At 64.1% G+C, this 24,071-nt stretch carries 31 protein-coding genes and 1 tRNA gene; 14 read left to right on the top strand and 18 right to left on the bottom strand.

Going from position 1 to position 24,071, the window contains the following annotated elements; translation table 11 throughout:
- Nucleotides 1-16: 16 nt before the first annotated feature.
- A complete protein-coding gene (gene pmt / locus CAPI_RS07425) occupies nucleotides 17-1,591 on the top strand; it encodes a protein O-mannosyltransferase (protein WP_342662607.1) in 1,575 nt (524 codons plus the stop codon).
- Here the strand turns inward: pmt and CAPI_RS07430 are convergent.
- Nucleotides 1,578-2,228: a zf-HC2 domain-containing protein gene (locus tag CAPI_RS07430; protein ID WP_018018023.1), complete on the bottom strand. Its 651-nt coding sequence runs from the start codon at nucleotides 2,226-2,228 to the stop codon at nucleotides 1,578-1,580. The genes pmt and CAPI_RS07430 overlap by 14 nt on opposite strands.
- Nucleotides 2,221-2,628, bottom strand: coding sequence for a DoxX family protein (locus CAPI_RS07435; protein WP_018018024.1), 408 nt, complete (start codon nucleotides 2,626-2,628; stop codon nucleotides 2,221-2,223). Before CAPI_RS07435 ends, CAPI_RS07430 begins: the two co-directional genes overlap by 8 nt.
- Before the next feature lie 53 nt (nucleotides 2,629-2,681).
- On the opposite strand from CAPI_RS07435, the gene CAPI_RS07440 reads away from it, so the two are divergent.
- Together CAPI_RS07440 and CAPI_RS07445 are read left to right on the top strand one after the other, a co-directional pair.
- Nucleotides 2,682-3,284 carry a DNA-3-methyladenine glycosylase I gene (locus CAPI_RS07440; protein ID WP_018018025.1) on the top strand — a complete coding sequence of 201 codons (603 nt, stop codon included), beginning with the start codon at nucleotides 2,682-2,684 and terminating at the stop codon, nucleotides 3,282-3,284.
- Nucleotides 3,285-3,447: 163 nt separating this feature from the next.
- On the top strand, nucleotides 3,448-4,293 hold the full coding sequence (locus CAPI_RS07445; protein ID WP_051059745.1) for an aldo/keto reductase: 846 nt from the start codon (nucleotides 3,448-3,450) through the stop codon (nucleotides 4,291-4,293).
- On the opposite strand, the gene CAPI_RS07450 is transcribed toward CAPI_RS07445, so the two are convergent.
- From CAPI_RS07450 to CAPI_RS07475, 6 genes are all read right to left on the bottom strand, one after another.
- Nucleotides 4,294-5,211: a threonine/serine dehydratase gene (locus CAPI_RS07450; protein WP_026157190.1), complete on the bottom strand. Its 918-nt coding sequence runs from the start codon at nucleotides 5,209-5,211 to the stop codon at nucleotides 4,294-4,296.
- 54 nt (nucleotides 5,212-5,265) lie between these two features.
- Nucleotides 5,266-5,338 (bottom strand) — tRNA-Ala (locus CAPI_RS07455).
- A 42-nt stretch (nucleotides 5,339-5,380) separates the two neighbouring features.
- A complete protein-coding gene (sepX, locus tag CAPI_RS07460) occupies nucleotides 5,381-6,403 on the bottom strand; it encodes a divisome protein SepX/GlpR (RefSeq protein ID WP_018018027.1) in 1,023 nt (340 codons plus the stop codon).
- Nucleotides 6,404-6,467: 64 nt separating this feature from the next.
- Nucleotides 6,468-7,115 (bottom strand): GNAT family N-acetyltransferase, encoded by a 648-nt coding sequence (locus tag CAPI_RS07465; RefSeq protein WP_018018028.1) that lies wholly within the window; start codon nucleotides 7,113-7,115, stop codon nucleotides 6,468-6,470.
- Between the two features lie 7 nt (nucleotides 7,116-7,122).
- Nucleotides 7,123-8,379 carry a molybdotransferase-like divisome protein Glp gene (gene glp / locus CAPI_RS07470; protein WP_018018029.1) on the bottom strand — a complete coding sequence of 419 codons (1,257 nt, stop codon included), beginning with the start codon at nucleotides 8,377-8,379 and terminating at the stop codon, nucleotides 7,123-7,125.
- Nucleotides 8,366-9,304 carry a UTP--glucose-1-phosphate uridylyltransferase gene (locus CAPI_RS07475; RefSeq protein WP_018018030.1) on the bottom strand — a complete coding sequence of 313 codons (939 nt, stop codon included), beginning with the start codon at nucleotides 9,302-9,304 and terminating at the stop codon, nucleotides 8,366-8,368. The genes glp and CAPI_RS07475 overlap by 14 nt, the downstream gene beginning before the upstream one ends.
- Before the next feature lie 64 nt (nucleotides 9,305-9,368).
- Between CAPI_RS07475 and CAPI_RS07480 the strand changes: the two genes are divergently transcribed.
- The 3 genes from CAPI_RS07480 to mscL are packed head-to-tail and all read left to right on the top strand — an operon-like array spanning nucleotide 9,369 to nucleotide 11,048.
- Complete coding sequence (locus CAPI_RS07480) at nucleotides 9,369-9,920, top strand: 5-formyltetrahydrofolate cyclo-ligase (protein WP_018018031.1); 552 nt, start codon at nucleotides 9,369-9,371, stop codon at nucleotides 9,918-9,920.
- An 18-nt stretch (nucleotides 9,921-9,938) separates the two neighbouring features.
- Entirely contained in the window at nucleotides 9,939-10,568 is a 630-nt protein-coding gene (locus CAPI_RS07485; protein WP_018018032.1) for an SAF domain-containing protein, read from the top strand.
- Between the two features lie 51 nt (nucleotides 10,569-10,619).
- Nucleotides 10,620-11,048, top strand: a complete 429-nt coding sequence (gene mscL / locus CAPI_RS07490) for a large conductance mechanosensitive channel protein MscL (RefSeq protein WP_018018033.1) — start codon at nucleotides 10,620-10,622, stop codon at nucleotides 11,046-11,048.
- Nucleotides 11,049-11,234: 186 nt separating this feature from the next.
- Here mscL and CAPI_RS07495 read toward each other — a convergent pair whose 3' ends face one another.
- The 5 genes from CAPI_RS07495 to CAPI_RS07515 all read right to left on the bottom strand — a co-directional run bounded on the left by CAPI_RS07495 (nucleotide 11,235) and on the right by CAPI_RS07515 (nucleotide 14,485).
- Nucleotides 11,235-11,831 carry a MogA/MoaB family molybdenum cofactor biosynthesis protein gene (locus tag CAPI_RS07495; RefSeq protein ID WP_018018034.1) on the bottom strand — a complete coding sequence of 199 codons (597 nt, stop codon included), beginning with the start codon at nucleotides 11,829-11,831 and terminating at the stop codon, nucleotides 11,235-11,237.
- Between the two features lie 50 nt (nucleotides 11,832-11,881).
- Nucleotides 11,882-13,027, bottom strand: a complete 1,146-nt coding sequence (locus CAPI_RS07500) for a S1C family serine protease (protein WP_018018035.1) — start codon at nucleotides 13,025-13,027, stop codon at nucleotides 11,882-11,884.
- 176 nt (nucleotides 13,028-13,203) lie between these two features.
- Nucleotides 13,204-13,917, bottom strand: coding sequence for a response regulator transcription factor (locus CAPI_RS07505; protein WP_026157192.1), 714 nt, complete (start codon nucleotides 13,915-13,917; stop codon nucleotides 13,204-13,206).
- A gap of 97 nt (nucleotides 13,918-14,014) precedes the next feature.
- Nucleotides 14,015-14,188 carry a 50S ribosomal protein L32 gene (gene rpmF / locus CAPI_RS07510; protein WP_018018037.1) on the bottom strand — a complete coding sequence of 58 codons (174 nt, stop codon included), beginning with the start codon at nucleotides 14,186-14,188 and terminating at the stop codon, nucleotides 14,015-14,017.
- Between the two features lie 24 nt (nucleotides 14,189-14,212).
- Entirely contained in the window at nucleotides 14,213-14,485 is a 273-nt protein-coding gene (locus tag CAPI_RS07515; protein ID WP_018018038.1) for a type B 50S ribosomal protein L31, read from the bottom strand.
- Between the two features lie 215 nt (nucleotides 14,486-14,700).
- Here CAPI_RS07515 and CAPI_RS07520 point away from each other — a divergent pair, with 215 nt between their 5' ends.
- The 6 genes from CAPI_RS07520 to CAPI_RS07545 all read left to right on the top strand — a co-directional run bounded on the left by CAPI_RS07520 (nucleotide 14,701) and on the right by CAPI_RS07545 (nucleotide 16,982).
- Nucleotides 14,701-14,979, top strand: coding sequence for a hypothetical protein (locus CAPI_RS07520; protein WP_211205611.1), 279 nt, complete (start codon nucleotides 14,701-14,703; stop codon nucleotides 14,977-14,979).
- A 207-nt stretch (nucleotides 14,980-15,186) separates the two neighbouring features.
- Entirely contained in the window at nucleotides 15,187-15,423 is a 237-nt protein-coding gene (gene rpmB / locus CAPI_RS07525) for a 50S ribosomal protein L28 (RefSeq protein ID WP_018018039.1), read from the top strand.
- Complete coding sequence (gene rpmG, locus CAPI_RS07530; RefSeq protein WP_018018040.1) at nucleotides 15,423-15,587, top strand: 50S ribosomal protein L33; 165 nt, start codon at nucleotides 15,423-15,425, stop codon at nucleotides 15,585-15,587. Before rpmB ends, rpmG begins: the two co-directional genes overlap by 1 nt.
- A 3-nt stretch (nucleotides 15,588-15,590) precedes the next feature.
- On the top strand, nucleotides 15,591-15,896 hold the full coding sequence (rpsN, locus tag CAPI_RS07535; protein WP_018018041.1) for a 30S ribosomal protein S14: 306 nt from the start codon (nucleotides 15,591-15,593) through the stop codon (nucleotides 15,894-15,896).
- Nucleotides 15,897-15,911: 15 nt separating this feature from the next.
- Complete coding sequence (gene rpsR, locus CAPI_RS07540; RefSeq protein ID WP_018018042.1) at nucleotides 15,912-16,163, top strand: 30S ribosomal protein S18; 252 nt, start codon at nucleotides 15,912-15,914, stop codon at nucleotides 16,161-16,163.
- 147 nt (nucleotides 16,164-16,310) lie between these two features.
- Complete coding sequence (locus CAPI_RS07545) at nucleotides 16,311-16,982, top strand: TetR/AcrR family transcriptional regulator (protein ID WP_018018043.1); 672 nt, start codon at nucleotides 16,311-16,313, stop codon at nucleotides 16,980-16,982.
- A 12-nt stretch (nucleotides 16,983-16,994) separates the two neighbouring features.
- Here the strand turns inward: CAPI_RS07545 and purH are convergent, their stop codons facing one another.
- Genes purH through CAPI_RS07560 form a run of 3 tightly spaced genes read right to left on the bottom strand, consistent with a single transcriptional unit; the run spans nucleotide 16,995 to nucleotide 20,168 of the window.
- Entirely contained in the window at nucleotides 16,995-18,518 is a 1,524-nt protein-coding gene (gene purH, locus CAPI_RS07550) for a bifunctional phosphoribosylaminoimidazolecarboxamide formyltransferase/IMP cyclohydrolase (RefSeq protein ID WP_018018044.1), read from the bottom strand.
- Nucleotides 18,518-19,090: a phosphoribosylglycinamide formyltransferase gene (gene purN / locus CAPI_RS07555; RefSeq protein ID WP_018018045.1), complete on the bottom strand. Its 573-nt coding sequence runs from the start codon at nucleotides 19,088-19,090 to the stop codon at nucleotides 18,518-18,520. Before purN ends, purH begins: the two co-directional genes overlap by 1 nt.
- Before the next feature lie 10 nt (nucleotides 19,091-19,100).
- Nucleotides 19,101-20,168 carry a cell division protein PerM gene (locus CAPI_RS07560; RefSeq protein ID WP_018018046.1) on the bottom strand — a complete coding sequence of 356 codons (1,068 nt, stop codon included), beginning with the start codon at nucleotides 20,166-20,168 and terminating at the stop codon, nucleotides 19,101-19,103.
- Nucleotides 20,169-20,450: 282 nt separating this feature from the next.
- Between CAPI_RS07560 and CAPI_RS07565 the strand changes: the two genes are divergently transcribed.
- Nucleotides 20,451-21,137, top strand: coding sequence for a M23 family metallopeptidase (locus CAPI_RS07565; RefSeq protein ID WP_018018047.1), 687 nt, complete (start codon nucleotides 20,451-20,453; stop codon nucleotides 21,135-21,137).
- Here CAPI_RS07565 and pcrA read toward each other — a convergent pair.
- Nucleotides 21,134-23,413 (bottom strand): DNA helicase PcrA, encoded by a 2,280-nt coding sequence (pcrA, locus tag CAPI_RS07570; protein ID WP_018018048.1) that lies wholly within the window; start codon nucleotides 23,411-23,413, stop codon nucleotides 21,134-21,136. The genes CAPI_RS07565 and pcrA overlap by 4 nt on opposite strands.
- Before the next feature lie 65 nt (nucleotides 23,414-23,478).
- Here pcrA and CAPI_RS07575 point away from each other — a divergent pair, with 65 nt between their 5' ends.
- The gene (locus CAPI_RS07575) at nucleotides 23,479-23,772 is read left to right on the top strand and encodes a chorismate mutase (protein ID WP_018018049.1); all 294 of its coding nucleotides are present in this window, start codon (nucleotides 23,479-23,481) and stop codon (nucleotides 23,770-23,772) included.
- Here the strand turns inward: CAPI_RS07575 and CAPI_RS07580 are convergent.
- Nucleotides 23,769-24,056, bottom strand: coding sequence for an antibiotic biosynthesis monooxygenase family protein (locus CAPI_RS07580; protein WP_018018050.1), 288 nt, complete (start codon nucleotides 24,054-24,056; stop codon nucleotides 23,769-23,771). The two genes, CAPI_RS07575 and CAPI_RS07580, sit on opposite strands and share 4 nt — an antisense overlap.
- Between the last annotated feature and the right edge of the window lie 15 nt (nucleotides 24,057-24,071).

Here is a 24,071-nt window from a genome sequence, read left to right on the forward strand (position 1 = left end):
CAGTAGTATCCATTGGGTGAAATGGACAGCCCCCGCCGCTCGGCCCCCGGCTCGACCTCGTGCCCCCCAGCCCCCGTCTGTCCCCTGGTCGCGCCGGGACAGTCTGACGGTAGCCTCGGTCGGAGTGGTGGCGCTGTGCACCCGGTTTATCGGGCTGACCCTGCCGACCGCCGGCGGGACGCCCATTTTCGACGAGAAGCACTACGTCCCCCAGGCCTGGGACATGGTGCGATCGTGGCTCGGGCCCGCCCTTGGGGGCATCGAATCGAACCCCGGTTACGGGCTAGTCGTTCACCCTCCCTTGGGCAAGCAGCTACTCGCGGTCGGCGAAGCTCTCTTCGGGTACACCCCGCTGGGCTGGAGATTCATGACCGCTCTGTTTGGGGCAGCCACGATCGTAGCCATCATGCTCCTGTGCCGCCGCCTCACCCAGTCGACCACGATTGCCCTCTTTGCCGGCGTGATGGCACTTTGCGATGGCGTTCTCCTCGTCGCGGCGAAGTTCGGGATGCTCGACATTTTCCAGGTCTTCTTCATCGTTGCGGCGGCCTGGGCTCTGGTGGGAGACATGAGGCAGGTCCACCAGCGCGTCCACGACGCATATTCGCGCGGCACCGATGTGAAGGGAGCGTTCGGTCCCCGCTTCGGGGTGCGCTGGTGGCGCTTCACCGCCGGTGTCTTCCTCGGCCTCTCCCTGTCGGTGAAGTGGTCGGGGTTGTACTACATCGCGTTCTTCGGTCTGCTCAGCGTGGGCTGGGACGCGTGGTTACGCAGCAAGTACGGGGCGCGCCGCCCACTGGCCGGGGCGCTTCTTCGCGACGCCCCCGCGGCCTTCGCTTCCCTCGTGATCGTTCCCGTTGCGCTGTACCTGTGGTCGTGGCGCGCGTGGTTTGCTTCCGAGACCTCGGTCTACCGCCACGCCGCTACGGACGGCACGATCACCGCCAGCCAGTGGCCGTGGTTGTCGGGGCTGCCCGACCCCCTGGCTAGTTGGCTTTATTACCAGCTCTCGGTTTTGGAGTTCCACGGTTCGTTGACGTCGTCAAGTGGGCATTCGCACCCGTGGGACTCCAAACCCTGGGCCTGGCTGGTCGCGGCGCGGCCCATCCTCTACTACTCGTCGACGGGCATCGATTGCGGGGGCCATACCTGCCGCGAGATGATCTACCTCTTCGGCACGCCACCAATCTGGTGGCTCACGGTACCCGTGCTCTTGTGGGCGTTGTGGGCGTGGGTGACGCGGCGCGACGGCCGGGTGGTCGTCCCCCTTGTCGCCTTCGCCGCGGGATTTCTTCCCTGGCTGGCGGCCTATGACCGGCAGATGTACTTCTTCTACGCGACGGCGCTTGTCCCGTTTACGATCGTGCTGCTCGCCCTCGCCCTTGGGCGCCTGTCCAGTGCAGGAAGTCCGATCCACACCGGGTGGGTGAGACGCCTCGCCGGGTATCCCATCACGACGGGCCAGCTCGCGGTCGTGTGTTACCTCGCCGCCGTCGTGGCGTTCTTCGTTTATTGGGCGCCAATTCTCTACGGCTTCGCCGTGCCGGAGGGCTACTACCAATCACTCATGTGGCTGCCTAGCTGGAAGTAGGGCCTGAACCGAGGGCGCTCCATAACCTAGCGGCGTCAACCCCCCTATCTGCCGCCCACGTCACGGCTAGCGCGAAGAGGGAAAACAGAAGGATCGCTACGTGGCCCAGCGCCGAGCCGGCCTCGCCGTCGACGGCATCGCGCACGGCAAACCCGAGAGTAAAGGTGAACATCGTGCCCACGACGAGCGCGATCCCGGGAATAAACCGCGGCTTCCACGCGGCGAAACCAAGCGCCACCGCCACGCCCAGTCGCTGCGAGGAGGTGGAGACGAGCAGTCGCGCCAACTCGGCGTCGGCGTCCCAGTCCACCCCTGTGAGCAGTCCGACCGCCCACATAACCCACACCACGGCAGCACTGCCAAGAAGCACGCGACCCACAGCGACGACGAGCGCCCGGCGCCGTGACACCCTCCGCCACTCGCTCTCGACACCGGCGAGGATGACCTGGGATAAATCACGCGGAGGCTCGAACTGCCCCACCCGCAGGGTCCGTGAGAGCGTGAGAAGCTGATCCCAATACCGGCGGCATTCCTCGCAGTGCTCGAGGTGAGCATCAACGACGGCCCAGTCCAGCGTGGACGGCTCCCCGTCGACCCGAGCTGATAGAGCGGCCTGCACCTCCTCATGTTCAACCACGCGCCATCACCCCGTCCAGGCTCGCACGCCCGGAGCCGAAGACAACGACGACGAGGAGGGCCGCCGCAAGCACCACGGGGTACTCGATCCCGCCTGTCTCTACAAAGAACCCGTGGCCAAGGTGCACGAAATACGCTGCGGCCGCGGTGAGAAGGAACAAAACGGCCGCGACCAGGGTGGTAAGCAGCCCGATGATTAAGAGGGACCCGCCGACGAGCTCGCACGCCCCGGCGAGGTAGGAGGAAAGAGCGGGTTGTGGCACCCCCGCCTCCGCCAATTGCGCGGCGGAGGCGCTCATTCCCGTTTCAAACCAACGGCGGTAGCCATGTGCGACGAAAACCGCCCCGACGACGAGGCGCAGGACGAGAAGGGTGAAATCACGAACTGCGGGCCTGTTCATGCACATAAGAGTACAGATGGAACCAAACTGCCAAAGCACGAGTCAAAGAGGTTATGACGACACTGATAGACGGCCCCGTCACCGGCGCTGACGGCCTAGCCAGGCCCCCGTGGGCGGCGCAGGACGAGCTACTGCGTGCGTATTACGACACAGAATGGGGCATGCCCGTGCGCGACGAGCGCGGCATGTTTGAACGTCTCTGCTTGGAGTCGTTCCAGGTGGGGCTTTCGTGGCGCCTGATTCTGCAGAAGCGCACCGCCCTACGCAAGGCGTTTTACGGGTTCGATCCCGACTCGGTGGCCGCGATGGACAGTATCGAGCACCTGCTTGACGACGCCGCCTTGATCCGCAACCGGCGCAAACTCGCGGCCGCCGTGACCAACGCCCGGGCTACCCTCGCGATGCGAGAAGAAGGAACCAACGTGGCGCAGTTCGTCTGGTCTTTTCAACCGGATGAAACGCCCGCGCCGGTAGTGATGTCCGAGGTTCCAACGCGCTCGCCCGAATCCGAGCGGTTAGCCGCGGAACTAAAAAAGCGCGGTTTTACCTTCGTGGGGCCCGTGACCATGTACGCGCTAATGGAATCCACGGGCGTGGTGGACACCAATTTGGTGGGGACGTGGCGCCGCGGTGCGTCAGGGGTGTGGCCTGTTTGATTAGTTTCACCCGGACAACCGCCCGTTTTCTTGACCCCGCGCCCATCTCAGCAGTCGGCGCCTACAGTGGGCGAAACCAGGTTCCGATGATGACGGCACAACGGACAGCAAGGAAGCGATCAGAAACGTGATTGACAGCATCATCCTCAACAACGGCGTCGCCATGCCGCAGCTCGGCTTCGGTGTCTTCCAAGCCCCGCCGGAAGAAACCTCGCTTGCCGTGGAAACCGCGCTGAGAGCCGGGTACCGGCACATTGATACCGCTGCGGCCTACTTCAACGAACGCGAAGTGGGCGAAGGCCTGCGTCGCTCCGGTGTCAACCGAGCGGACGTCTTTATCGAAACCAAGGTCTGGATCAGCGACTATGAAGACTCCCGCCACGCCTTCGAGAAGGCGTCGCGCAAGCTCGGTGTCGACGTGATCGACCTGTTCATCCTCCACCAACCCCTCCCGACCAACTTCGACCGCACGATCGCGGCGTATAAGGGCCTCGAGCACCTCCTCGCGGACGGCAAGGTGCGTTCCATCGGCATAAGCAACTTTATGCCGGAGCACGTGCAGCAGCTTCTCGACGCCACGGACGTCGTTCCGGCCATCAACCAAGTTGAACTGCACCCGTACTTCCAGCAGCCCGACGTGCAGACGGCCAACGCCCAGCACGGCATCCTGACCCAGGCGTGGTCGCCCATCGGCGGCATCACTTTTTACCCGGGCTTCGGAGAGGAGCGTCGCAGCACGCTCCAGGACCCGGTTATCAACGAGATCGCAGGCGCCCACGGGAAGTCTCCGGCGCAGGTCATGCTGCGGTGGCACATTCAGGAGGGTCGGCAGGTTATTCCGAAGTCGACCAACGCTGGTCGCATTGCGGAAAACATCGACGTACTCGATTTCTCCCTGAGCGACGAGGAGATCGCCACGATTGACGCCCTTGACACCGGCGTGCGCGGCGGCCCCGAGCCCGCGGCGATCACCCTCGAAACAAACGGAATGCCGATCCCGGAGGATTAATCACAGGGTGGCGGGGTCCGTGTTGGCCCCGCACAGCACGACGCAGACGGTCTCTTCCGCTGACGCGTTGTAATGGTTCAACCCAGCCAGCGCGGTAGCCGCCGCGTGCTCGACAGCGAGCCGGTGGTCTGCCCATAGGCCCTCGCGCGCCTGGACGATCTCCGCGTCCGAGACGAGCAGCGACGAGACATCGTCGTGGCCGGCGCTTCGCAGCGCCATCTCTGAGGCACGGCGCGCCCCGAGGGAGTCGACGGCGACGGAATCGACGGCGACGTCGACAAGCTGGCCCGCTTCGAGCGCCGCGTTGAGGGCGCGGCACGTCTCCGGTTCAACGGCAACGGTGCGGATACCGAAGTGCCGGGCGGCCGTCGAGATACCGGAAAACAACCCACCGCCGCCGACGGCGACGACAAGGGTGTCGAGCCCGGGGATGGCCTCGCGCAGCTCAAGGAGGAGCGTTCCCGCCCCAGCCGCGACGTAGGGGTCGTCGTAGGCGTGGGAAGCGAGTGCGCCGGTGTGCGCCGTGAACTCTTCGCACGCTGCTAGGGCATCCGCGTACTGGGTGCCAACAAGGCGAACATCCGCACCATAGCTGCGCAACCGCTCCACCTTCACGGATGGGGCGGTTGCGGGGAGGAAGACAGTGGCGCAGACCCCCTCGGCCTGAGCCGCCCACGCGTTAGCCAGTCCTGCGTTGCCGCCCGAGGCGATCGTTATTCCCGCGTCGGGTAGCGTTCCCCTCTCGCGGTGGGCGCGGATGAAGTTCTGCGCACCGCGGGCTTTGAAGCTGCCGGTGTGCTGCATGAATTCCAGGCTGTAGTACACACCGGGCCCCGCAGCGATGACAGGAGTTCGCCGCACTCGGCCGGCGACACGCGTCGCGGCCGCCTCAATATCTGCATAATCCAGCTCCGACACGGTGGCCTCCTGGTCGAAAAACGCCCCCCGGGCGATTCCGGGGGGCGGGGAAAGTGGAGCTATGGGGAATCGAACCCCAGACCTTCGCATTGCGAACGCGACGCTCTACCAACTGAGCTATAGCCCCGTGCATGTGCTGCAGGGGAGAGGTTACTCTCCCCTGCCGGGTTTAAGAAACTCGCAGCTCAGACCGGCGATCGGCGGAGAGATCCACCGCCTCCACGTAGCTCGGCAGCGCCTCGAAATCGGGGCTGTCGTCGTCCATCGCAACCACGAACCCTCCCGGCCGACGCAGCGAGCGGTCCACGGAATCCGTCACGACCCCCAGGCGGGCACGTCGAAGTTGACGGACCCTGCGCTCATGCAGGGCTCGTTCCTGGCGTACGACGTTGCGCAGCGCGATCATGTAGAGCACCGTGAGCGTAATCGTGAGCGCCGGGGCCACCCAGGCCCACCCCCCAAAGACGTACGCAACCACAAAACTGAGCACGTCCGCGACGATCAAACCCAGTAGCGTGCGCTGACGGCGCTGGAAGCGATCCGCCTTCGCGGATTTCTCGCGGGCCGGGTCCCACCCGCCGCGGCCAAGTCGAGTCTGGGCGAAAGCGACGTCGTCCTCAGTAAGCTCGGTGAGCTCACTGGACTCTTCACCGGATTCGTCGCCGACGTCCTGGGGTTGCTTCTCACTACGATCGCGGTCCAGCTCTGCTGTCTGGGTAACGGCGTTCCCTGCCTCCTTATCGTCATTCGGGTACCCGTAATCGCCAGCGGACACGTAGGTCTCGTCGAATGCGTATGGCTCCAGGGCCTCTTCCCCCTGCTCTTCCTCGCGCAGGACGGACACCGCCGTGGAGCCTCCCTGGGGTTCTCCCTGGGGTTCCTCGACAACTTCCCCGTCTACCTCTAAGTCGCTGTCGACGGGCTCGACAGGTTGCCTTTCCGCCGGCTCGGCCTTCAGGACTTCATAGTCCTCCCTCGCCTCCGCTTCATCGAAGCGGTGCACGTCGGCGCTGGTGAACTTGGGGCGCCGCCGCGTCGTGATCGGCGCCGACCCACCACTGTGAAGGACCCGCGTCTCGTTGAAACCCTCCCCCGAGCGGCGGATCGGTTTACTGTTGCCCAGCACCATAGGTGCCAGGACGATGACCCAGACAATGATGATCAGGACGATGATCAGGCTGAGACTGCCCATCGCGTCGCCGCCTTTCTCGGGGTGGGGGGAACGTGGTTTTTAGGCTATCGCCGGGCACCGAGTTTTAGGTCAAGGCGCGCCCAGAGCGCACAAGCTTGTCGACGGCGCCCGCCCCCGCATCCTCCGCATTGAGGGCGACGAAGTGGTGATCCCTCCACTCGCCGTCGATGTGAAGGTTGCGCCGCAGGTACCCCTCTTCCCGGAACCCGTTGGCGGCGAGGACTCGGCCCGATGCCGGGTTGTCGGGCAGGTAGGTCGCCGTCACTCGGTGCAACCCGACGCGTTCGAGCGCGTGGTCGGTTCCAAGCGCGCACGCCACGGTGGCGATTCCCCGCCCGGTGTAGGGGGTGTGCACCCAGTAGCCGATCCAGCATTCGCTCACCGCGCCGTGTTGAATGTTGCCCAGAGTGACCTGGCCCGCAAACTGGCCATTCACCTCGATGACGAGCGGAACAGCAAGACCGTCAGCCGCTAAGCGGCGCAGGTTGGTCCACGTTGCCCGCCATGCGGATTGCGAGTGCGCTTGGCGCCACGTCCCGGCGACCGTCGGCTCAACCGGGCGCAGTGCGGCTTCGTCGGCGATGCGCTCCTCGCGCCAGCTCGTGCCATCGGTCGCGCGGAGCGGGCGGAGACGGACACGGGCGCCGTCGGGAAGCGAGAGTGCTGGCGTCGATTCTGGCCAGCCGGGGTGGTAGCGCGGTAGGAAAAACACGGGCCACTTACGTCCGCTGCTGCAAGAAAATGACGTCGACCGTGTCACCGGGACGAACCTGGGTCGTTTCTTCAGGGATCCGGATCATGGCGTTAGCCTCGGCGAACCCGGCGAGAAGGTGGGCGGGTGCCCCGGTGACGCCGCCGAGGCTCTGCACGACGTAGGCCCCCGTTTCAGCATCGCGCATGAGGCGAGCGCGGATATATCCGCGACGGTCCCGGATGGACTCGATGGGTCCGAGCGAGCGGGCCTGCACAATGTGGCGGGTGGGGTTTGTCTTGCCAAGCGCTTGGCGGATCGCAGGCCGGACAAGAGTTTCGAAGATAACAAGGCCGGCAACCGGGTTCGACGGGAGTAGGAAAACGGGGATGCGTCCCTCGCCGAGCAACCCGAACCCCTGAACGGAACCGGGGTGCATGGCCACCCGGGTTGTATCGATGTCCCCGAGCTCACGCAACACCTCCTGGATTGCGGCGGCCCCGCTTCCCCCGACGGCGCCCGCGATGACGACGATCTCACTGCGTGCGACGTGGTTTGCGATAGTTTCGCGAAGCCGGCGCGGCTCGGCGTTGACAATACCCACGCGCTGCACATCGGCGCCGGCCTCTTTCGCCGCCGCAGCCAGGGCGTAGGAGTTGACGTCGAAAATTTGTCCCAGCCCCGGCTCCCGCTCGATGTCAACAAGCTCCAACCCGTAGGACAACACCGCGACTCGGGGCCGGGGGTGGACGAGAACCTTATCGCGCCCCGCCGCGGCGAGGAGACCGATCTGCGGTGGGCCAAGCACAACTCCCGCGGAGACGGCCACGTCGCCGGGCTGAATGTCATCACCGGTCTTGCGCACGAAATCCCCCGAGCGGACGGGTCGCTTCGCGGTCACGCGCTTGCGGCCCAAGTCGGTCCACTCGAGGGGAATAACGGCGTCGGATAGCGTGGGCAACGGCGCACCCGTTGCCACGCGCACCGCCTGCCGCGGCTGCAGACGCAGTGGCCGTTGAGATCCCGCCTGCACCTCACCGACAACGGGGAGGGATGCATCCGTCACCGCCTCCCCTGGCGGCCCGAGTGCCACCCCGCCGCCGACGTCAACCGCACGAACGGCATACCCGTCTACGGCGGCCTGCGGGAAACCGGGCAGCGGCTGGGTGGCCGTCACCTCCTCCGCGCACATCAGGCCAAGAGCGTCGGTGATGCCGATGCGGATTGGCGCGGGCGTCGGCACCGCGTCGACCACCATCGACAATTGCTCGTCAACGCTGCGCATATTCCTCAATCCCTGGGTTGGCAGCCTCGAAGTCACGCAAGATTTGGGAAATCGCTCGATACAACTGCGGGCCGTACTTCGGGTCGCGCAACCCAAAGTCGACGTTTGCCGGAATGTACCCTCCCGGGTTGCCCAGATCGTGGCGCCCACCCTCGTGGACAACGATGTGAACTGGATGGCCCTCGCTGATCAAGAGGTCAATCGCGTCGGTGAGCTGAATCTCGCCACCCTTCCCCGGCTGGATGCGCCGGAGGGCGTCGAAAATCGATCGATCCAGCAGGTAGCGCCCTGTCGCGGCGAGCGTCGATGGGGCCTCCCCCACCGCGGGTTTCTCCACCATCCCGCGGACGCGTTTTACGTCGAAGCCCTCGAAATCCGCTCCCGCGTCCTCGACATCAAAGATCCCGTAGTTGAAGACCTCGTCGGGCAGGACGTTGTACGCACAGAGGACGGAGCCGCCGAACTCCTCGCGCACGCGCACCATCTTCTCCATCACCCCGGCTGGGAGCACGAGGTCGTCCGGAAGCATGACTGCTACGACGTCTTCATCGACCCCCAACGCCGTCTCCGCGCACGCGACGGCGTGGCCCAAACCGAGGGGACGGTCTTGTTCGACGGCGACTGCCTCAATCAGCTGCGCCGCCCGCGCAACCTTCTCAACCTGCTCCATCTTCCCCCGCGAACGAAGGGTTGCACATAAGTCCTCGAAGGTGCCGAAGTGCCGCATGATTTCCTGCTTTTCAGGCGCGGTAACAATAACCATGCGCTGCGCGCCGAGCTGGGCCGCTTCCTCGGCGATGAGCTCGATGCCTGGGGTATCTACGACCGGGAGCAACTCCTTCGGAACTGTCTTCGTCGCGGGCAAAAAACGGGTTCCCATCCCCGCTGCGGGTACGACGACGGTCTTAACGGTCGGATTGCGCATAATGAGGGAGCTTACCCGCCGCACCCACACCGTTGGGGTTTCAACTCCGTGTAAAAATGCTGCCATGATGACCTCGGCGCGCGCGAAGGAACTTTTGAGGCGCGAGCTCCTCGCGCGAAGACGACAACTGCGCGATTCCCCTGAACGCAAAGCGGAACTGGACTCCCAGATCACCCGTCACGCCCTAGCTTTGGTACGCGAGCTGAACGCCCGGACCGTCGCAGCCTACGACCCCTTTCCCACCGAGCCGGCAGGGCGCGGTTTCCCCGCCGCGCTCGCCGCTGAGGTGCCAACGTTATTGCTCCCGGTGACCCTCCCCCACGGGCTCATGGCGTGGAAGGACTACGAAGGGTCGGAACAGCTCCCGCCGGGCATCCTCGCTAGCTGCGATGTGGTACTCGTGCCGGCCGCGGCCGTCGATAAGAGCGGCCTCCGGCTGGGGAAAGGAGGAGGGTACTATGATCGCGCGCTCGCTGGTCTTAGCGTTCCCACCGCGGCCGTGGTTTACCACGACGAATACGTCCACACCGTCCCCCACGATCCTCACGATGTCGCTGTGTCCGCCATCATCACCGAAGAAGGTTGGTGGCGCAGCGAGGGAACCAAAACGCCTTAGCAGCAGTCCAACAAGGGCATGAAGCTTGTCGACGCCCTCCGCACCCCCAGCTACCGCCGTAGCGTCTTGATCCGTCGTTGCCTTTCGCTTCTCTTCGTTGGTACCGCCGCGGTTAGCGTTGTGTCATCGCGAGCCGCAGAGCCTCTCGTCGTGTCCTTCGCGCGAGACGTCAGCGCGGGCTCCGTCGTGGGCGCGGCGGACCTCGAGCTACGTCGCGTGCCGGCTAGTTCTGTACCCGACAACGCGGTGACCGCGGTGGAGGGGGCAAACGGGAAGGTGCTTGCGGCCGCCGCCTCGGCCGGGGAGATCCTCACCACGACCCGCCTCGTCGGCGCGGAGCTCGCCGACGACCTCACGCAGGGGGAGACCAGCGGGGAGCCGTTCACAATGGTTCCGGTCGCGCTGGCCGAGCCTGACATCATTCCCATGCTTTACCACGGTGCAACAGTCAGCGTGATTACCGCGACGGGGGACGCCGCGCGCCCGAGCACAATCGCCACTGGGGGCCGCGTGGTTCTTGCCGGGGGAGCGGAGAAGAAAAACGACGCGACCGTGCTCTTGCTCTTGCGTGAATCCCAGGCAGCAGCGGTGGCAGCGGCATCCTTGACATCGCCACTGACAGTTGTGCTGGGCAGACCGGGCGTTTAACGTCTAGCCTTATTCCAGGTTATGTCAATCCCCTGTCCCGAAAGGTTGAGGATGCTCAAAGGATTCAGAGACTTCATCATGCGTGGCAACGTCATCGACCTCGCAGTCGGTGTCGTCATCGGTTCGGCGTTTACCGCCGTCGTCACGGCTTTCTCCAACTACATCATCAACCCGCTCATCGCAGGCATCGGCGGCAACGAGTTTGGGTTCGGCTTCAACGTCATCCCAGGCAACGAGTCGACCTTCGTCAACCTCGGCGCCGTTTTGACTGCGCTGATCAACTTCCTCCTCATCGCGGCAGTGGTGTACTTCCTCATCGTCCTCCCGAAGAACAAGTTCGACGAGCTGCAGAAGCGCGCCCGCGGCATCTCAGAGAAGGAACCGGCCCCGACCGACACCGAGCTGCTCACCGAGATCCGCGACCTCCTCGCCGGTCAGTCCCCCAAGGATGCGGGCACTCCCCCGCCGGTTGAGCGTTAGTCGCCGCCGTAGTGCGGGGGGCGTTCTCGAAGGTAAAATTCGAGAACGCCCCCCTTTTCGTTGTCACGGGACTGCTCGCGCGACGGACGGGGCGCCGTGTCCGGGCTCCGGTCGTAGTCTCGCTCGGAGATCCGGCGAGCTCGCCGCCGAGCCTTCCTGCCGAGTGCCATGAAAAGACCCGGTTTCTTACTGGACGCTGTGCTTGTGCAGCTCGTCGATGAGATGCCTAACCAACGGGGCGCTGATGGAAAGCCCATCTCGAATGGCCATGCGTGACGACGCTAGGTTGACGATTACGGTTGAACCCGAGACTCCGCAGATCCCCCGGGACGTACACGCGTCGACCGCGCCGCAGGCTTGGCCCGAAGAACGAATCGCTTGCCCGACACCGGGGACCATCTTGTCGATGACGGCACGCGTCGCCTCCGGCGCTTTGTCCCGCGGGCCGACCCCCGTAGCTCCCACCGTCAACACGAAGTCGACTCCCCCAACAACACCCGTCTCAATGGCCTTGCGGATATCCGCCTTCTTTGAGCGAACGCGTACGACAGCATCGACGATGTAGCCGGCCTCGTCGAGAAGTTCACAGACGAGCCGGTCCGTGTCATCCCCGGGGGCCTCGAAATCCCGGTCCGAAATCAACACGACTAAGGCGCATGGCCGCAGCGGCTGCTGGCCCGCCAGCTCAGCGGCGCGGAGCGATTCTTCATCGGGCTCGGTCAGCTCGCTCAGTTCGAGCGGATCAACAGACCCAGCTATCGTGTCCGCAACCGTATCCGACATGAGCATGCTCCTTTAGCGTGACGTACGTCCCCGTTAGTTCCGTTAAGAACTTACTCGGAACTGAGCGTCACATCTACCGATTCGGTGTTGTCACTACCCTGCCTGCGCACCTGCAGCGTCACCGTCTCTCCGAAGTCGCGGGACCGCGTAGCGGCGACCAGCGCGTCTGCGGAATCAATCACCCTGTCGTTGAGCCGCGTGACCACGTCACCGGCCTTCAGCCCTGCAGCCTCAGCGGGGCTACCCGATTCCACCGAGGCGATGAGGGCTCCGTCGGTAGTCGACCGGCTATTCACCTGCACACCCAGCATCGGCTGGGTCGCCGTCCCAGTCTCGATCAGCTGCTGGGCCACCCGCTTCGCGAAGTTCGATGGAATCGCGAAACCCAGGCCGATGGAGCCGCTGCTCGAGCTCGACCCCGTCGACCCCGAAGAAAGCGAAGCGATAACAGAGTTCATACCGATCAGGTTGCCGTTCATGTCAACGAGCGGGCCACCCGAGTTACCCGGGTTGATCGCCGCGTCGGTTTGGATCCCGTCCATGAGCGAGCTCTCCGTCCCACCCTGGTAGGCACGCACGGGGCGGTTCAGCGCGGAAACGATGCCGCTTGTCACAGTCGCGGAAAGCCCCAGGGGAGAACCAACCGCGACGACGTCTTGGCCCACCTTCAGACCGCTCGAGTCCCCAAAGTTAATCACCGGGAGGTTCGTTGAGTTCTGAATTTTCACGACGCCGACGTCGGTATTGACATCCGAGGCCACGTACTGGGCGGTACGCCGAGTGCCGTCGTTAAGCGTCGCCACGATTTGCGCTCCGCCATTGGCCGCGTCCGCAATGACGTGGTGGTTGGTCAAGACGTACCCGTCTGAGGAGATGATCGACCCGGATCCTTCCGCGACCCCGGAGCGGGTCTCCACTTCGAGGGAAACGACAGCGGGCAGGACCGCGCTGGCTACAGCCTCGACGGACCCCTCCGGCGCGTCGTCAGTACTGGACACACTCGGATTATCTAGCGCGTTGTAGGCACTGGCCTGGTCTCGTCCAACGGTGCCGGCGACGTACCCGGCGCCACCGCCTGCCAAAAGCGACGTGGCCAGGGCAACCGCGGCCACCGCTGCACCGCCGGAGCGGCGCCGCTTCTGAGCGGGGGCTTGCTGCACTGTGCCAGTTTCGTAGCCAGTTTCGTTGCCCGCCACGGAGCCAGCCCCGTACCCGGTCTGGTAGCCAGCCCCGTAGGTCGGCCCAGAGCCATTCCCGGATTGAGGAACATTCGGAGTAGTCATGGGCATATCATCCACGCTTTCACTGTGCTTCATCTGGCGGAGCCGGCGCTCTCAGCGTAACAGTCTCTGGATGTTTCCTGTGCCCGGCTCTACTCAGCTTTCTCTTCGTCGTGACGCAGAACATACCCCACGCCGCGCACCGTGTGAATGAGCCGAGCCTCGCCAGCCTTTTCCAGCTTACGACGCAAATACCCGATGTAGACCTCGAGCACATTGCCTGACGACGGCGCGGTGTTGCCCCATACCTCCCGCAGGATATCCGTACGCGCCATCACCCGGCGCGGGTTCCGGAGGAACACCTCAAGCAGCTCGAATTCGGTCCGAGTCAGCTCAATTGGCCGGCCTCCGCGTCGCACCTCGCGAGTGTCCGGGTTTAACTCCAAATCCGCCAGTACGCACTGTCCCCCTTGCCTCGTGGGTGCTTCGTGGCCCCACTTGCTCACGTGGGCGCGGCGCAGCAACGAGCGCATTCTTGCCAACAGCTCTTCGAGTGCATAGGGCTGCGACATGACATCATCGGCACCCGCGTCAAGCGCCATCACACGCGCCACCGAGTCGTCTTCGGGGCACAGCATTAGGAGAGGACCTTGATACCCGGTGGAACGCAACGAGCGGGAGACCGTCAACCCGTCGATTTCTTTAAGCGAAGCATCAATAATTGCCAGCTCGGGGTGTTGGCCCCCGATCGCTTCGACGGCGCTAGCGCCGTCTTCCACGCCTGTCACCTCGTAGCCATGAAAACTAAGTGAGCGACGGAGGGCTTCCCGCTCATCTTTGTCGCTGCCAGCCACAACTACTCTCATATCCTGATTATATTGGAGGACACGTCAACCGTTACTGCTGGGAAAGAAAAACCGGGCATCCCCTTATCGGGGATACCCGGCGAGGGCGTGCGCAGCCCTAGAACTGCTCAACCTCGATCAGGCCGGCCTTCGCAGCCTTTACCAGGCGGCGCGGAATGCGGACTTCCTGGCCGTCAATCTTGACCGTCTGCAGCGCGGCATTGTCGGCCTTCCACTGCGAACGGCGGGAGTGGGTATTCGCGCGGGACTTGCGGAATTTGGGGGTTGCCATAACGTGTTCTCCTCCTTCGACCTGTTAGTTTGCGGACTTCTTCTTGCGGCGGGCCATGCCACCGAAACGCTGGTTGAACTTCTCGACGCGGCCGGCGGTGTCCATGAGACGCTGCGCGCCCGTCCAGAAGGGGTGAGACTCGGAGGTCACGTCCACGACGACGAGCGGGTACTCGTTGCCGTCTTCCCAGGTGTCCGTGCGGTCGGAGGTCATGGTGGAACGGGTCAGGAACTTGTGGCCGGTGTTGCCGTCCTGAATGATCACCGGGTGGTAATCCGGGTGGATCTCACTCTTCATGTGTAATTCGTCTCCCTCAGGATTGAACTTCAGGTCGGTTCCCCGTTCGGACCGTGCCTGAGTTGGGTGCGAAAATGGTCCTTCGCCCAGCGATAGCTAGACAACCTGCAACATCCTACAGCCCAGCGCCCCGCTCGCCTAATCTCGCGCGATCACTTTTCGACGCCACACCCCTCTACCCCGACCCTCCACTTACACCTGTGCTCTCGCCCCGCATGTCAGCCGCCACGTGGCCTACAGCAGCCGTTAACAACCTCCCGGCCTACGTCGTGCTCGAACCCGCCGACGCACGCAGTCGGATGCAACTGCTCGCTGGGGTCAACTTCGGCCCGCTCATCACCCCGTGGGCATCGTTGGCGCCGCTGCTGTGGCACGGCCAGCTCACCCGCGCCGGGCTACGAATTCCGCGGCGGGTATATACGGCATACGGGCTCATTATCGCACCCGTCGCAGTTGCTGCCGGAGTACACGCTTTACCACCTGCAGAGAATTAGGAAAAAACGGGCCGAAGCTGTATTGTTGACTCTCGCTGTTGTCGAAGTACACGTATACGCCTACGTCAACCGATTGCCTTCGACACCCTCGGCATCCGCGATTTCGCTGGCCAGCCCTCACATCCGGCCACGTGATCGTGACCGAGCGCGGTGTCACCCTCACCTGGCAATTAGTGCGTGGGCGGCAGAAGAGAAGGAAGCTAACCCATGTCGGCACATTGCCAGGTCACGGGACGTCAGCCGTCATTCGGCAAGTCTGTCTCGCACTCGCACCGCCGCACTTCCCGCCGTTGGAACCCCAACGTGCAGAAGAAGCGGTTTTACCTGCCCTCCGAGGGCCGCACGGTGACCCTCACGGTGTCCACCAAAGGCCTCAAGATCATCGACCGCGACGGCATCGAGTCTGTCGTCGCCCAGATTCGCGCGCGAGGTGAGAAGGTCTAATGGCACGCAACGATATCCGCCCGATCATCAAGCTCAAGAGCACCGCGGGCACCGGGTACACCTATGTCACCCGCAAGAACAAGCGGAACAACCCGGATCGCATCACCCTGAAGAAATACGACCCGGTCGTGCGCAAGCACGTTGACTTCCGCGAGGAGCGATAATCTATGGCAAAGAAGTCCAAGATCGCCAAGAACGAAAAGCGCAAGGAGATCGTCGCGCGCTACGCAGAGCGTCGCGCCGAGCTCAAGGCCATCATCCGTAACCCGGAAACCTCTGACGAGGACCGCCTCGACGCTCAGTTCGAGCTCAACCGCCAGCCGCGCGACGCATCGCCCTCCCGCGTGCGCAACCGCGACTCGCACGATGGTCGTCCGCGCGGTTACCTCCGCAAGTTCGGCCTGTCCCGTGTCCGTATGCGCGAGATGGCTCACCGCGGTGAGCTGCCGGGCGTCCGCAAGTCTTCGTGGTAAGGAGGAACCCACACTATGAAGCGCAACACTAATCAGCGCAAGGCGCGGATGGAGCAGTCCCGTCGCCCGAAGAAGAACCCTTTGAAGGTCAAGGGCATCGAGAAGGTCGACTACAAGGACATTGAGACCCTTCGACTGTTCATCTCCGATCGCCACAAGATCCGCTCTCGCCGCGTCACCGGCCTGACGCCGCAGCAGCAGCGCCAGGTGGCCACCGCCGTGAAGAACGCCCGCGAGATGGCTCTCCTGCCGTTCACCAGCCGCTAATTCTACGGTTGACGACGGCAGCGTATCGATCTCCTTAGGGATCTTCGACCCACCCGCCTCCCCTCGCTGGGAGGCGGGTGATTTCGTGCTTGGTGTAACTTTTGGTTAATCACTCAAAACCCCGGTAATCCAGAAAGAGGTGCCTGAATGGCGGGAACGGTCGGGCGTCCGCGCAAAAACAGCCCCCGCCGGCGTGGCAAGACGGCACGAGATGAGATTCTCGACGCATCCTCGGAGCTGTTTACCACCCAAGGTTTCGCGACCACCTCAACGCACCAGATCGCCGACGCGGTGGGGATCCGCCAAGCGTCGCTGTACTACCACTTCCCCTCCAAGGCGGAGATCTTTCTCACGCTGCTGATGGGGACCGTGCAGCCCTCCCTTGACCTCGCGTCAGAGCTTTCTAAATCCGACGAGCCCCCGGCCCTGAAGCTCTGGGCCCTCGTCGCCGCCGAGACGCGCATCCTCCTCTCCTCCAACTGGAACATCGGCCGGCTCTATCAGCTCCCCATCGCCGTCTCGGAGGAATTCCACGATTATCACGAGGCTCGACGAGCGCTCGAGAACATCTTCCGCGGTCTCGCGGCCGAAATCGTGGGGGACGACGACCCCCGCATCGAACTGCCCTTCCACATGACCCTCGCGGCGATCGAAATGCGTGACAACACCGGCGTTGCGCCTTATCCGCTAGTCGACGACGCGCTGCCGGCCCCCTCCGTTGTCATCGCTGACGCCGTCTTGGACGTTTTGCACGCCGATCTGCCGGAGAATCGAGGCGAGCGCACCCTCGATCTCGTCTCCACTGCCCTCGGCGACTAGCAGGCTGCGACCCTAGTGGGCGAAGTGGCGCGTGCCTGTGAAGTACATCGTCACGCCCGCATCCTCGGCTGCGGCGATGACCTCCTCATCGCGGATGGACCCGCCGGGCTGAACGACGGCCGTGATCCCGGCGTCGGCGAGAACCTGGAACCCGTCGGCGAAGGGGAAAAAGGCGTCCGAGGCGGCGACGGCTCCGTTGGTACGGTTCCGCCCCTCGTCAAGGGTGTTGGCACGCTCCACTGCAAGGCGTGCGGAGTCGACGCGATTGACCTGCCCCATCCCAATACCCACCGAGGCCCCGCCTGCCGCGATGAGGATCGCGTTGGACTTCACGCAGCGCACCGCGTGCCATGCGAACTCGAGGTCAGCGAGGGTCTCGGGCGAGGCTGGCTCCCCGGCAGCGAGCTCCCAGTTCGCCGGGTCGTCCCCCTCAGCCTGATACACGTCGCGCTCCTGAACTAGGTAGCCACCGGAGATGTGCTTGATCTCCTCCTCCGCCTCCTCAGGCGCGACTTCGAGGACGCGCAGGTTCTTCTTTTCCCGCAGGATGTCAAGGGCTGCGGGTTCGTAACCGGGGGCCACGACGACCTCGGTGAAGATGGGGCGGACTTGTTCAGCCATCTCGGCGGTCACCACACGATTCGACGCGATGACACCGCCGTAGGCCGACACGGGGTCGCAGGCGTGGGCCAACAGGTGCGCCTGCGCGATCGAGGTGTCCGACACCGCGACTCCACACGGGTTGGCGTGCTTGATAATGGCCACGCAGGGTCGGTCGTGGTCCCAGGCTGCCCGCCAGGCGGCGTCGGCGTCTTGGTAGTTGTTGTAACTCATCTCCTTGCCGCCGTGCTGGACGGCGTTGGCAAGGCCCCACCCCTCATTGATGAGCTTCGCTGCTTGGTGCGGGTTCTCTCCGTAGCGCAGATCAGTGGTCGCGTCGCCGATCTGCTCTTCCATCCAGTCGGCGACGGCGGAGTCGTAATCGGCCGTGTGGGCGAAGGCCTCGGCGGCGAGGCGGCGCCGCTCCTCGAGCGTGAAGCCACCGGCTCGGAGGGCGTCGATAAGCTGGGCGTACTGCGAGGGCGCCGTGATCACCGCAACCGACGGGTGGTTTTTCGCGGCCGCCCGAACCATGGACGGGCCTCCGATGTCGATCTGCTCGACGCACTCGTCGAAGCTGGCGCCCGATTCCACGGTGTCCTCGAAGGGGTAGAGGTTCACCACGACGAGCTCGAAGGGTTCGATCCCAAGCTCACGGAGCTGGTCGGCGTGGTCCTGCTTGCGCACATCCGCGAGGATGCCCGCGTGAACTCGCGGGTGGAGGGTCTTCACCCGTCCCTCTAGGACCTCGGGGAACCCGGTCAGGTCCGCCACCTCGGTCACGCTGACACCCGCGCCTGCGATCTGTTTGGCGGTGGAGCCGGTCGACACGATTTCCACGCCCGCCTCCCCGAGCGCCCGCGCGAGCTCGTCGAGCCCGGACTTGTCGTACACGCTCACGAGGGCGCGCCTAATTGGGGTTCGGTTGTTGCTCATCAGAAGGTGACCTTTCCGTCTTCTAAGCGGGCGCGGCGCAGCACATCGACGATGAGCTCCCGCTCCTGCTGTTTGATTCGTTCATGCAGGTGTTCCTCGGTCTCACCGGGGCGAACGTCAACTGCCCGCTGCGCGATGATCTCCCCCGAATCGATGCCCAAGTCGATGTAATGGACTGTGGTACCTGTGACCTTCACGCCGTACGCCAACGCGTCACGCACCGCATGAGCGCCAGGGAAAGCGGGAAGCAGCGCTGGGTGGGTGTTGATGAGGCGCCCCTCGAAGCGCGCAAGGAACTCCGGACCGAGGATGCGCATGAAACCAGCCGATACGACCACATCGGGCCCGCCAGCCTCCACAACCTGGCGCAGGCGTAAGTTCCACTCAGCGCGGTCCTCCCCCATCTCGACCACACGCGTCGGCACCCCAGCTCTGCGAGCTCGATCGACCGCCGGGCAGACCTGATCAGCCACGACAAGAACCACACGGTAGTTCTCGTCTTGGTGGTCGAGGATCGACTGCAAAAGCGTCCCCGAACCGGAGACAAGCACGGCGACGTCGCTAAAGGTCACACGCTTAATACTAGCCGTTGCGACGAGTCCGAAGCTTCTCGACGCCCCAGGCAACCGCACCAACTACTTCCGCCCACAGGAATGCCAACCCGCCGGCCATCCAGGGCGTCGGCCCAATGTACCCGTAGGCTCCGGCGGTTCCCCCCGCCAAAGCTGCGAAAAAGAAGGTCAGCGCTCCCACATAGGCTGCGGTCAGGGCGACGTCGGTAAGCGAATGCCTAGAACCCATCGCCCACCTCACGAACACCGCTGCCGGGATGGCTAGTAACACTGGCGCCCACGCTGGAACGCTGCCCGGGATCGCGGCGAATACGGGTAACGGGGGGAGGGCGATGTTGTCCACAGCAAAAAGCGAAGCGGAACCGCTGGCGTAGGCGACGCGGCCGCCGAGCAGCACCGCGAGAGTGCTAATGACAGCGTTAGGCAGATACAGCAAGCTCATCACGCACAGACCAAGCACCCCGCCCGCGGACAAGACGGGGAATGCACCCGCTAGATCGCTCACGCGCTGGTAACCGGCAATGAACAGGACGACGTACACCGCCCCGGCTACGCCCAGCAGCATAAGGAGCAGTCTTATTGCGTCTTTAACAGTGCGAGGAAGGCCCAGCTTCGCGCCCAACCCCAGGCCCAGACCCGCTGCGTGGACGAGCAACGGAACACATACAGCCCGCGCAAGGGGTGGCACGGACACCGGGTACACCGGGGACGCATCTGCAACCATGAACAACGCACTAAGGGTCAGCACGAGTGGCAGGCCCAGCGCAAGACCGGCGACGACGATGTAGTCTTCTTTCCCCTCCGTGTCGCGCACCGCGGCGCGAACTCTGCGGGCGACGAGCGCCGCGGTTCCCACCGCGGGCAAAAGGGGCACGGCGGCGAGGGTCACCCCGGACATGCTGACGGGGGCCGCGTGCACCGCCAGCCACAGGGTCCCGATCACCGCGGCCAGCGCCGACAAGGGGAGGCCGCCGAAGATCACAATCGCGAGGCCGAGGGTGATCACGGCGAGCACTATGACAAGGTCAGCTGGGCCGACGCGGGGGAGGAACGCGCGGATTCGGCCCGCCCAGGTCACCTTTGCACGCTCTTGAGACTGAGGGGGCGCGACCTTCGGCGCGACGCGGCGTGGCCTGGACCGGGAGGACCGTGGACTGGACTTGTTACTCATCCCAGATAACTTTGCCACAGACGCGACGTAACATTCGGTGGCCCACCGCCGACAAACAAGTTGCACGCGTTTTTTGCAGCGGGTTGCCATGTTGAAACCAGTTCGTTACAGTAACCGTTCGTAGATAACAAGAAGGTTACAATTCAAGCGCGAATGTAACCCCGTAGACGATCTAGAACGAGGTCTCACATGGTCAACCGGGTCGCGGGCGGCAGGCACCGTAAGCACTCCCCGAACAAGGGTCGCGCCGCATTGGTAGCTGTCGCCACGGGCGCGGTTACCACTGCCGGCGTCTCCGCTGCGGCAGAGCAGCCGGTCGATTACGAACTGACTTCGAACGACGTCGCTGAGGCCGCCCCCAGCGCCGAAACTACTCCGCAGATCCTGGCGATCCCGGAATACAAGCCCGTTGACAACCTCACGGAGCAACTCAATAAGGCGGTTGAGCATTCCAGCGTGGTCGCAGCGTTGGATGAGGCGGCCCGCGCCCCGCTGAGCATCAAGCCCGCCGACGGCACCTTCACCTCTGGCTTCGGGGCCCGCTGGGGGGCGATGCACAACGGCATCGACATCGCCAACGCCATCGGAACGCCCATCCGGGCAGTCGCCGATGGGATTGTCATTGACTCCGGCCCCGCCCAGGGTTTCGGCCAGTGGATTCGCATTCGCCATGACGACGGCTCCGTGTCGGTTTACGGCCACATGGAGACCCTTAACGTCGCCGTTGGCCAGCACGTCACCGCGGGCCAGCAGATCGCAGGGATGGGCAGCCAGGGATTCTCCACCGGCAGCCACCTGCACTTCGAAATCCACCCGGACGGAACGAACCCGGTCGACCCGGTTCCGTGGCTCGCCGCCCGGGGTATCACCCTCTAGAGCTTCTCCATCGGCACACCGCCGATAAGCATGAGGCGGACAGTTCCGGAGGAACCAAAGTCCACCGTCACTGTTTCACGCACACCTGCACCCTCCACAGTGAGGACCGTGCCCAACCCGTATTTGGCGTGGTTGACGCGGTCCCCCTGTTCGAGGTGCAGGTTTTTGTTTACCTTGGTTCGCGGGGCAGGCCGAGCTGGCCGGCGCGGATGCACCCACGCTCGGTCCCGTTCAGGGTCCCGTTCAGGCTCGAGACGGCGCCAGTCGACGAGCTCGCTCGGAACTTCAGACAAGAACCGGCTCGCCGGGTTCGCGGCAGGATCCCCCCACGACGAGCGCAGTATTGCGCGCGTGAGGTAGAGCCTGCGCTTGGCTCGGGTAATTCCCACGTAGGCGAGGCGCCTTTCCTCAGCCAGTTCGTGCGGGTCGCCGAGGGCGCGCATGTGAGGGAACTGGCCGTCTTCCCACCCCGTGACGAAGACGTAGGGGAATTCGAGCCCCTTCGCCGTGTGCAACGTCATGAGGGTGACCACCCCTTGCTCGTTGTCCGGAATCTGGTCGGCGTCCGCAACCAGCGAAACACGTTCCAAGAACGCCTGGAGGCTGCCCGGCGCGGGTTCCCCTTCATCGGGTTCCGCGTACGCGAGCTGATTGGCAGCTTCGGAGGAAAACTCCCGGGCCACGGACACCAATTCGTTGAGGTTGTCTAGGCGCGCTCCGTCCTGGGGGTCGTTCGACGTGGCGAGTTCCTCTTGGTATCCGGTCGCCTCCAACACTCGCGTGACAAGGGCGCCCAAATCCGGCATTCCGGTCACCTCGTTGCGCATTGAATTCGCATCCGCGCGTAGGCCGTCTAAGAGGTCAACAAATTTTCTTATCGCGTTGACCGCACGCCCGCCTAGCAGAGGCACCCTGCCCTCTGCCGCCTCCTTCAGGGCGGCACCGAAACTGACATTCGTGTTGTCTGCGTGGAGCGCCACTAGCGCCTGCGCCTTGTCACCGATGGCGCGTTTCGGCACGTTGACAATCCGACGCAAGGAAACGGAGTCGTCGGGGTTATCGAGCACCTTGAGGTACGCGACGATGTCGCGGACTTCTCGCCTTTCGTAAAAGCGGGTTCCGCCGACCACCTTGTAGGGAATGCCGGAACGGATGAAGATGTCTTCCAGCGCGCGAGAAGCGTTGTTTGTCCGATACATCACGGCGATGTCTGAATAGGCCACGCCTGAGTCGGCCAGCTGGTCAATCTCCGTGGCAACGAAGCGGGCCTCGTCGTGCTCGTTATCGGCCACGTACCCGACGATCTTGTCACCAGACCCCTGATCGGTCCACAGGTTTTTGGGGCGCCGGCCCGCGTTCTGCGCAATGACCGCGTTGGCGGCGCTGAGGATCGTCTGCGTCGAGCGATAGTTTTGTTCCAGGAGAACTGTGGTGGCATCGGGGTAGTCCCGCTCAAACTCCTCGATGTTGCGGATCGTCGCGCCACGGAACGCGTAGATGGACTGGTCCGAATCTCCCACGACGGCGAGTTCCGGGGCATCGGGCCCGGCCCCGACGAGCGCGTGGATGAGCTCGTATTGCGCGTGGTTCGTGTCCTGGTACTCGTCAACGAGGACATGGCGGAAACGGCGCCTGTAGTAATCCAGCACCGGGGGGTGCTGGTGGAAGATGCGGACGACTTCCCCGATTAAGTCATCGAAATCCAGGGAGTTGGACTGCCGCAACCGGCGCTGGTAATCCGCGTAGACACCAGCGACTGCCGTGTCGAAGGGGTTGTGAGTGCGGGCTGCCTCGGCATAAGCCTCCTCTGGGCCGATCAGTTCGTTCTTGAGAGCCGATATAGCGTTGGCGAGCGTCCGCGGCGAGAACTTTTTCGGATCGAGGTTCGTCTCCTTGGCAATCATGGCGAGCAGACGGCGCGAGTCGTCGCTGTCGTAAATGGAGAAGTTGCTGTTAAGGCCGGGCACGAGCTGGGCTTGCTGGCGCAGGATGCGCACGCACACGGAGTGGAAGGTGGCAACCCACATCCGCTCCGCTTCCGGGCCCACGAGCTGCGCAACCCGCTCCCGCATCTCTGCGGCGGCCTTATTGGTAAACGTGATGGCGAGGATCTGCCACGGTGCCACGCCCCGTTCCTGGAGGAGGTAGGCGATGCGCCGCGTGAGCACTGCGGTCTTACCAGAACCGGCGCCGGCGACGATGAGGAGAGGCCCACCGGCGTGCGTGACGGCAGCCCGTTGCTGCGGGTTGAGGCCTAAAACAAGATCTGAATTCATGATGGATCCAACCCTACAATCCCCTTCAGACACGCCCGAGCGCCCCGGTGTCGTACCCTCACCCCATGAGCGAGTTAGAGATCCGTCTCCCCTCCGGCACCGACGACCCGCTGACGGATGCGGAAATCCAGGACTACCGGAAAGAAATCGATCGCCTCGACCGCGTCATCCTTGACGCGGTCAAAAGGCGGTCTCAGGTGTCCCAGGCCATCGGCCGAGCGCGCATGGGCTCCGGGGGAACCAAGCTTGTCCACACCCGCGAGCTGGCCATCGTCAACATGTTTCGCGACGAGCTCGGAGAGGAAGGTCCCGCTTTAGCGACCGTTTTGCTTCGTCTGGGACGCGGGAAGCTCGGTTAGAACACGACCTCGAACTCGAGCAGCTCCGCAGCGGTCGCGACGGGTGCCCCTCCTCCCCCGTGAGCGGCGCGCCCTTCCCCGCTCCACCAGGCGTCATAGGATTCTTGATCCGCCCACCGCGTCACAACGAAGTAGCGGGTCTCGCCCCGGACGGGGCGGAGCAGCTCGAAGCCCTCGAACCCCTGCTGCTCATCAATGGCGTGTCTGCGGGCCGCGAAGCGTTTTTCCAGCTCCTCGCCGGCCCCCTCTGGGACGGAAATGGCGTTGATCTTCACAATGCTCATGGCTCCCTATTTTTC

The sequence above is a fragment of the Corynebacterium capitovis DSM 44611 genome (assembly GCF_030440535.1).
In the GTDB taxonomy this organism is placed as follows: domain Bacteria; phylum Actinomycetota; class Actinomycetes; order Mycobacteriales; family Mycobacteriaceae; genus Corynebacterium; species Corynebacterium capitovis.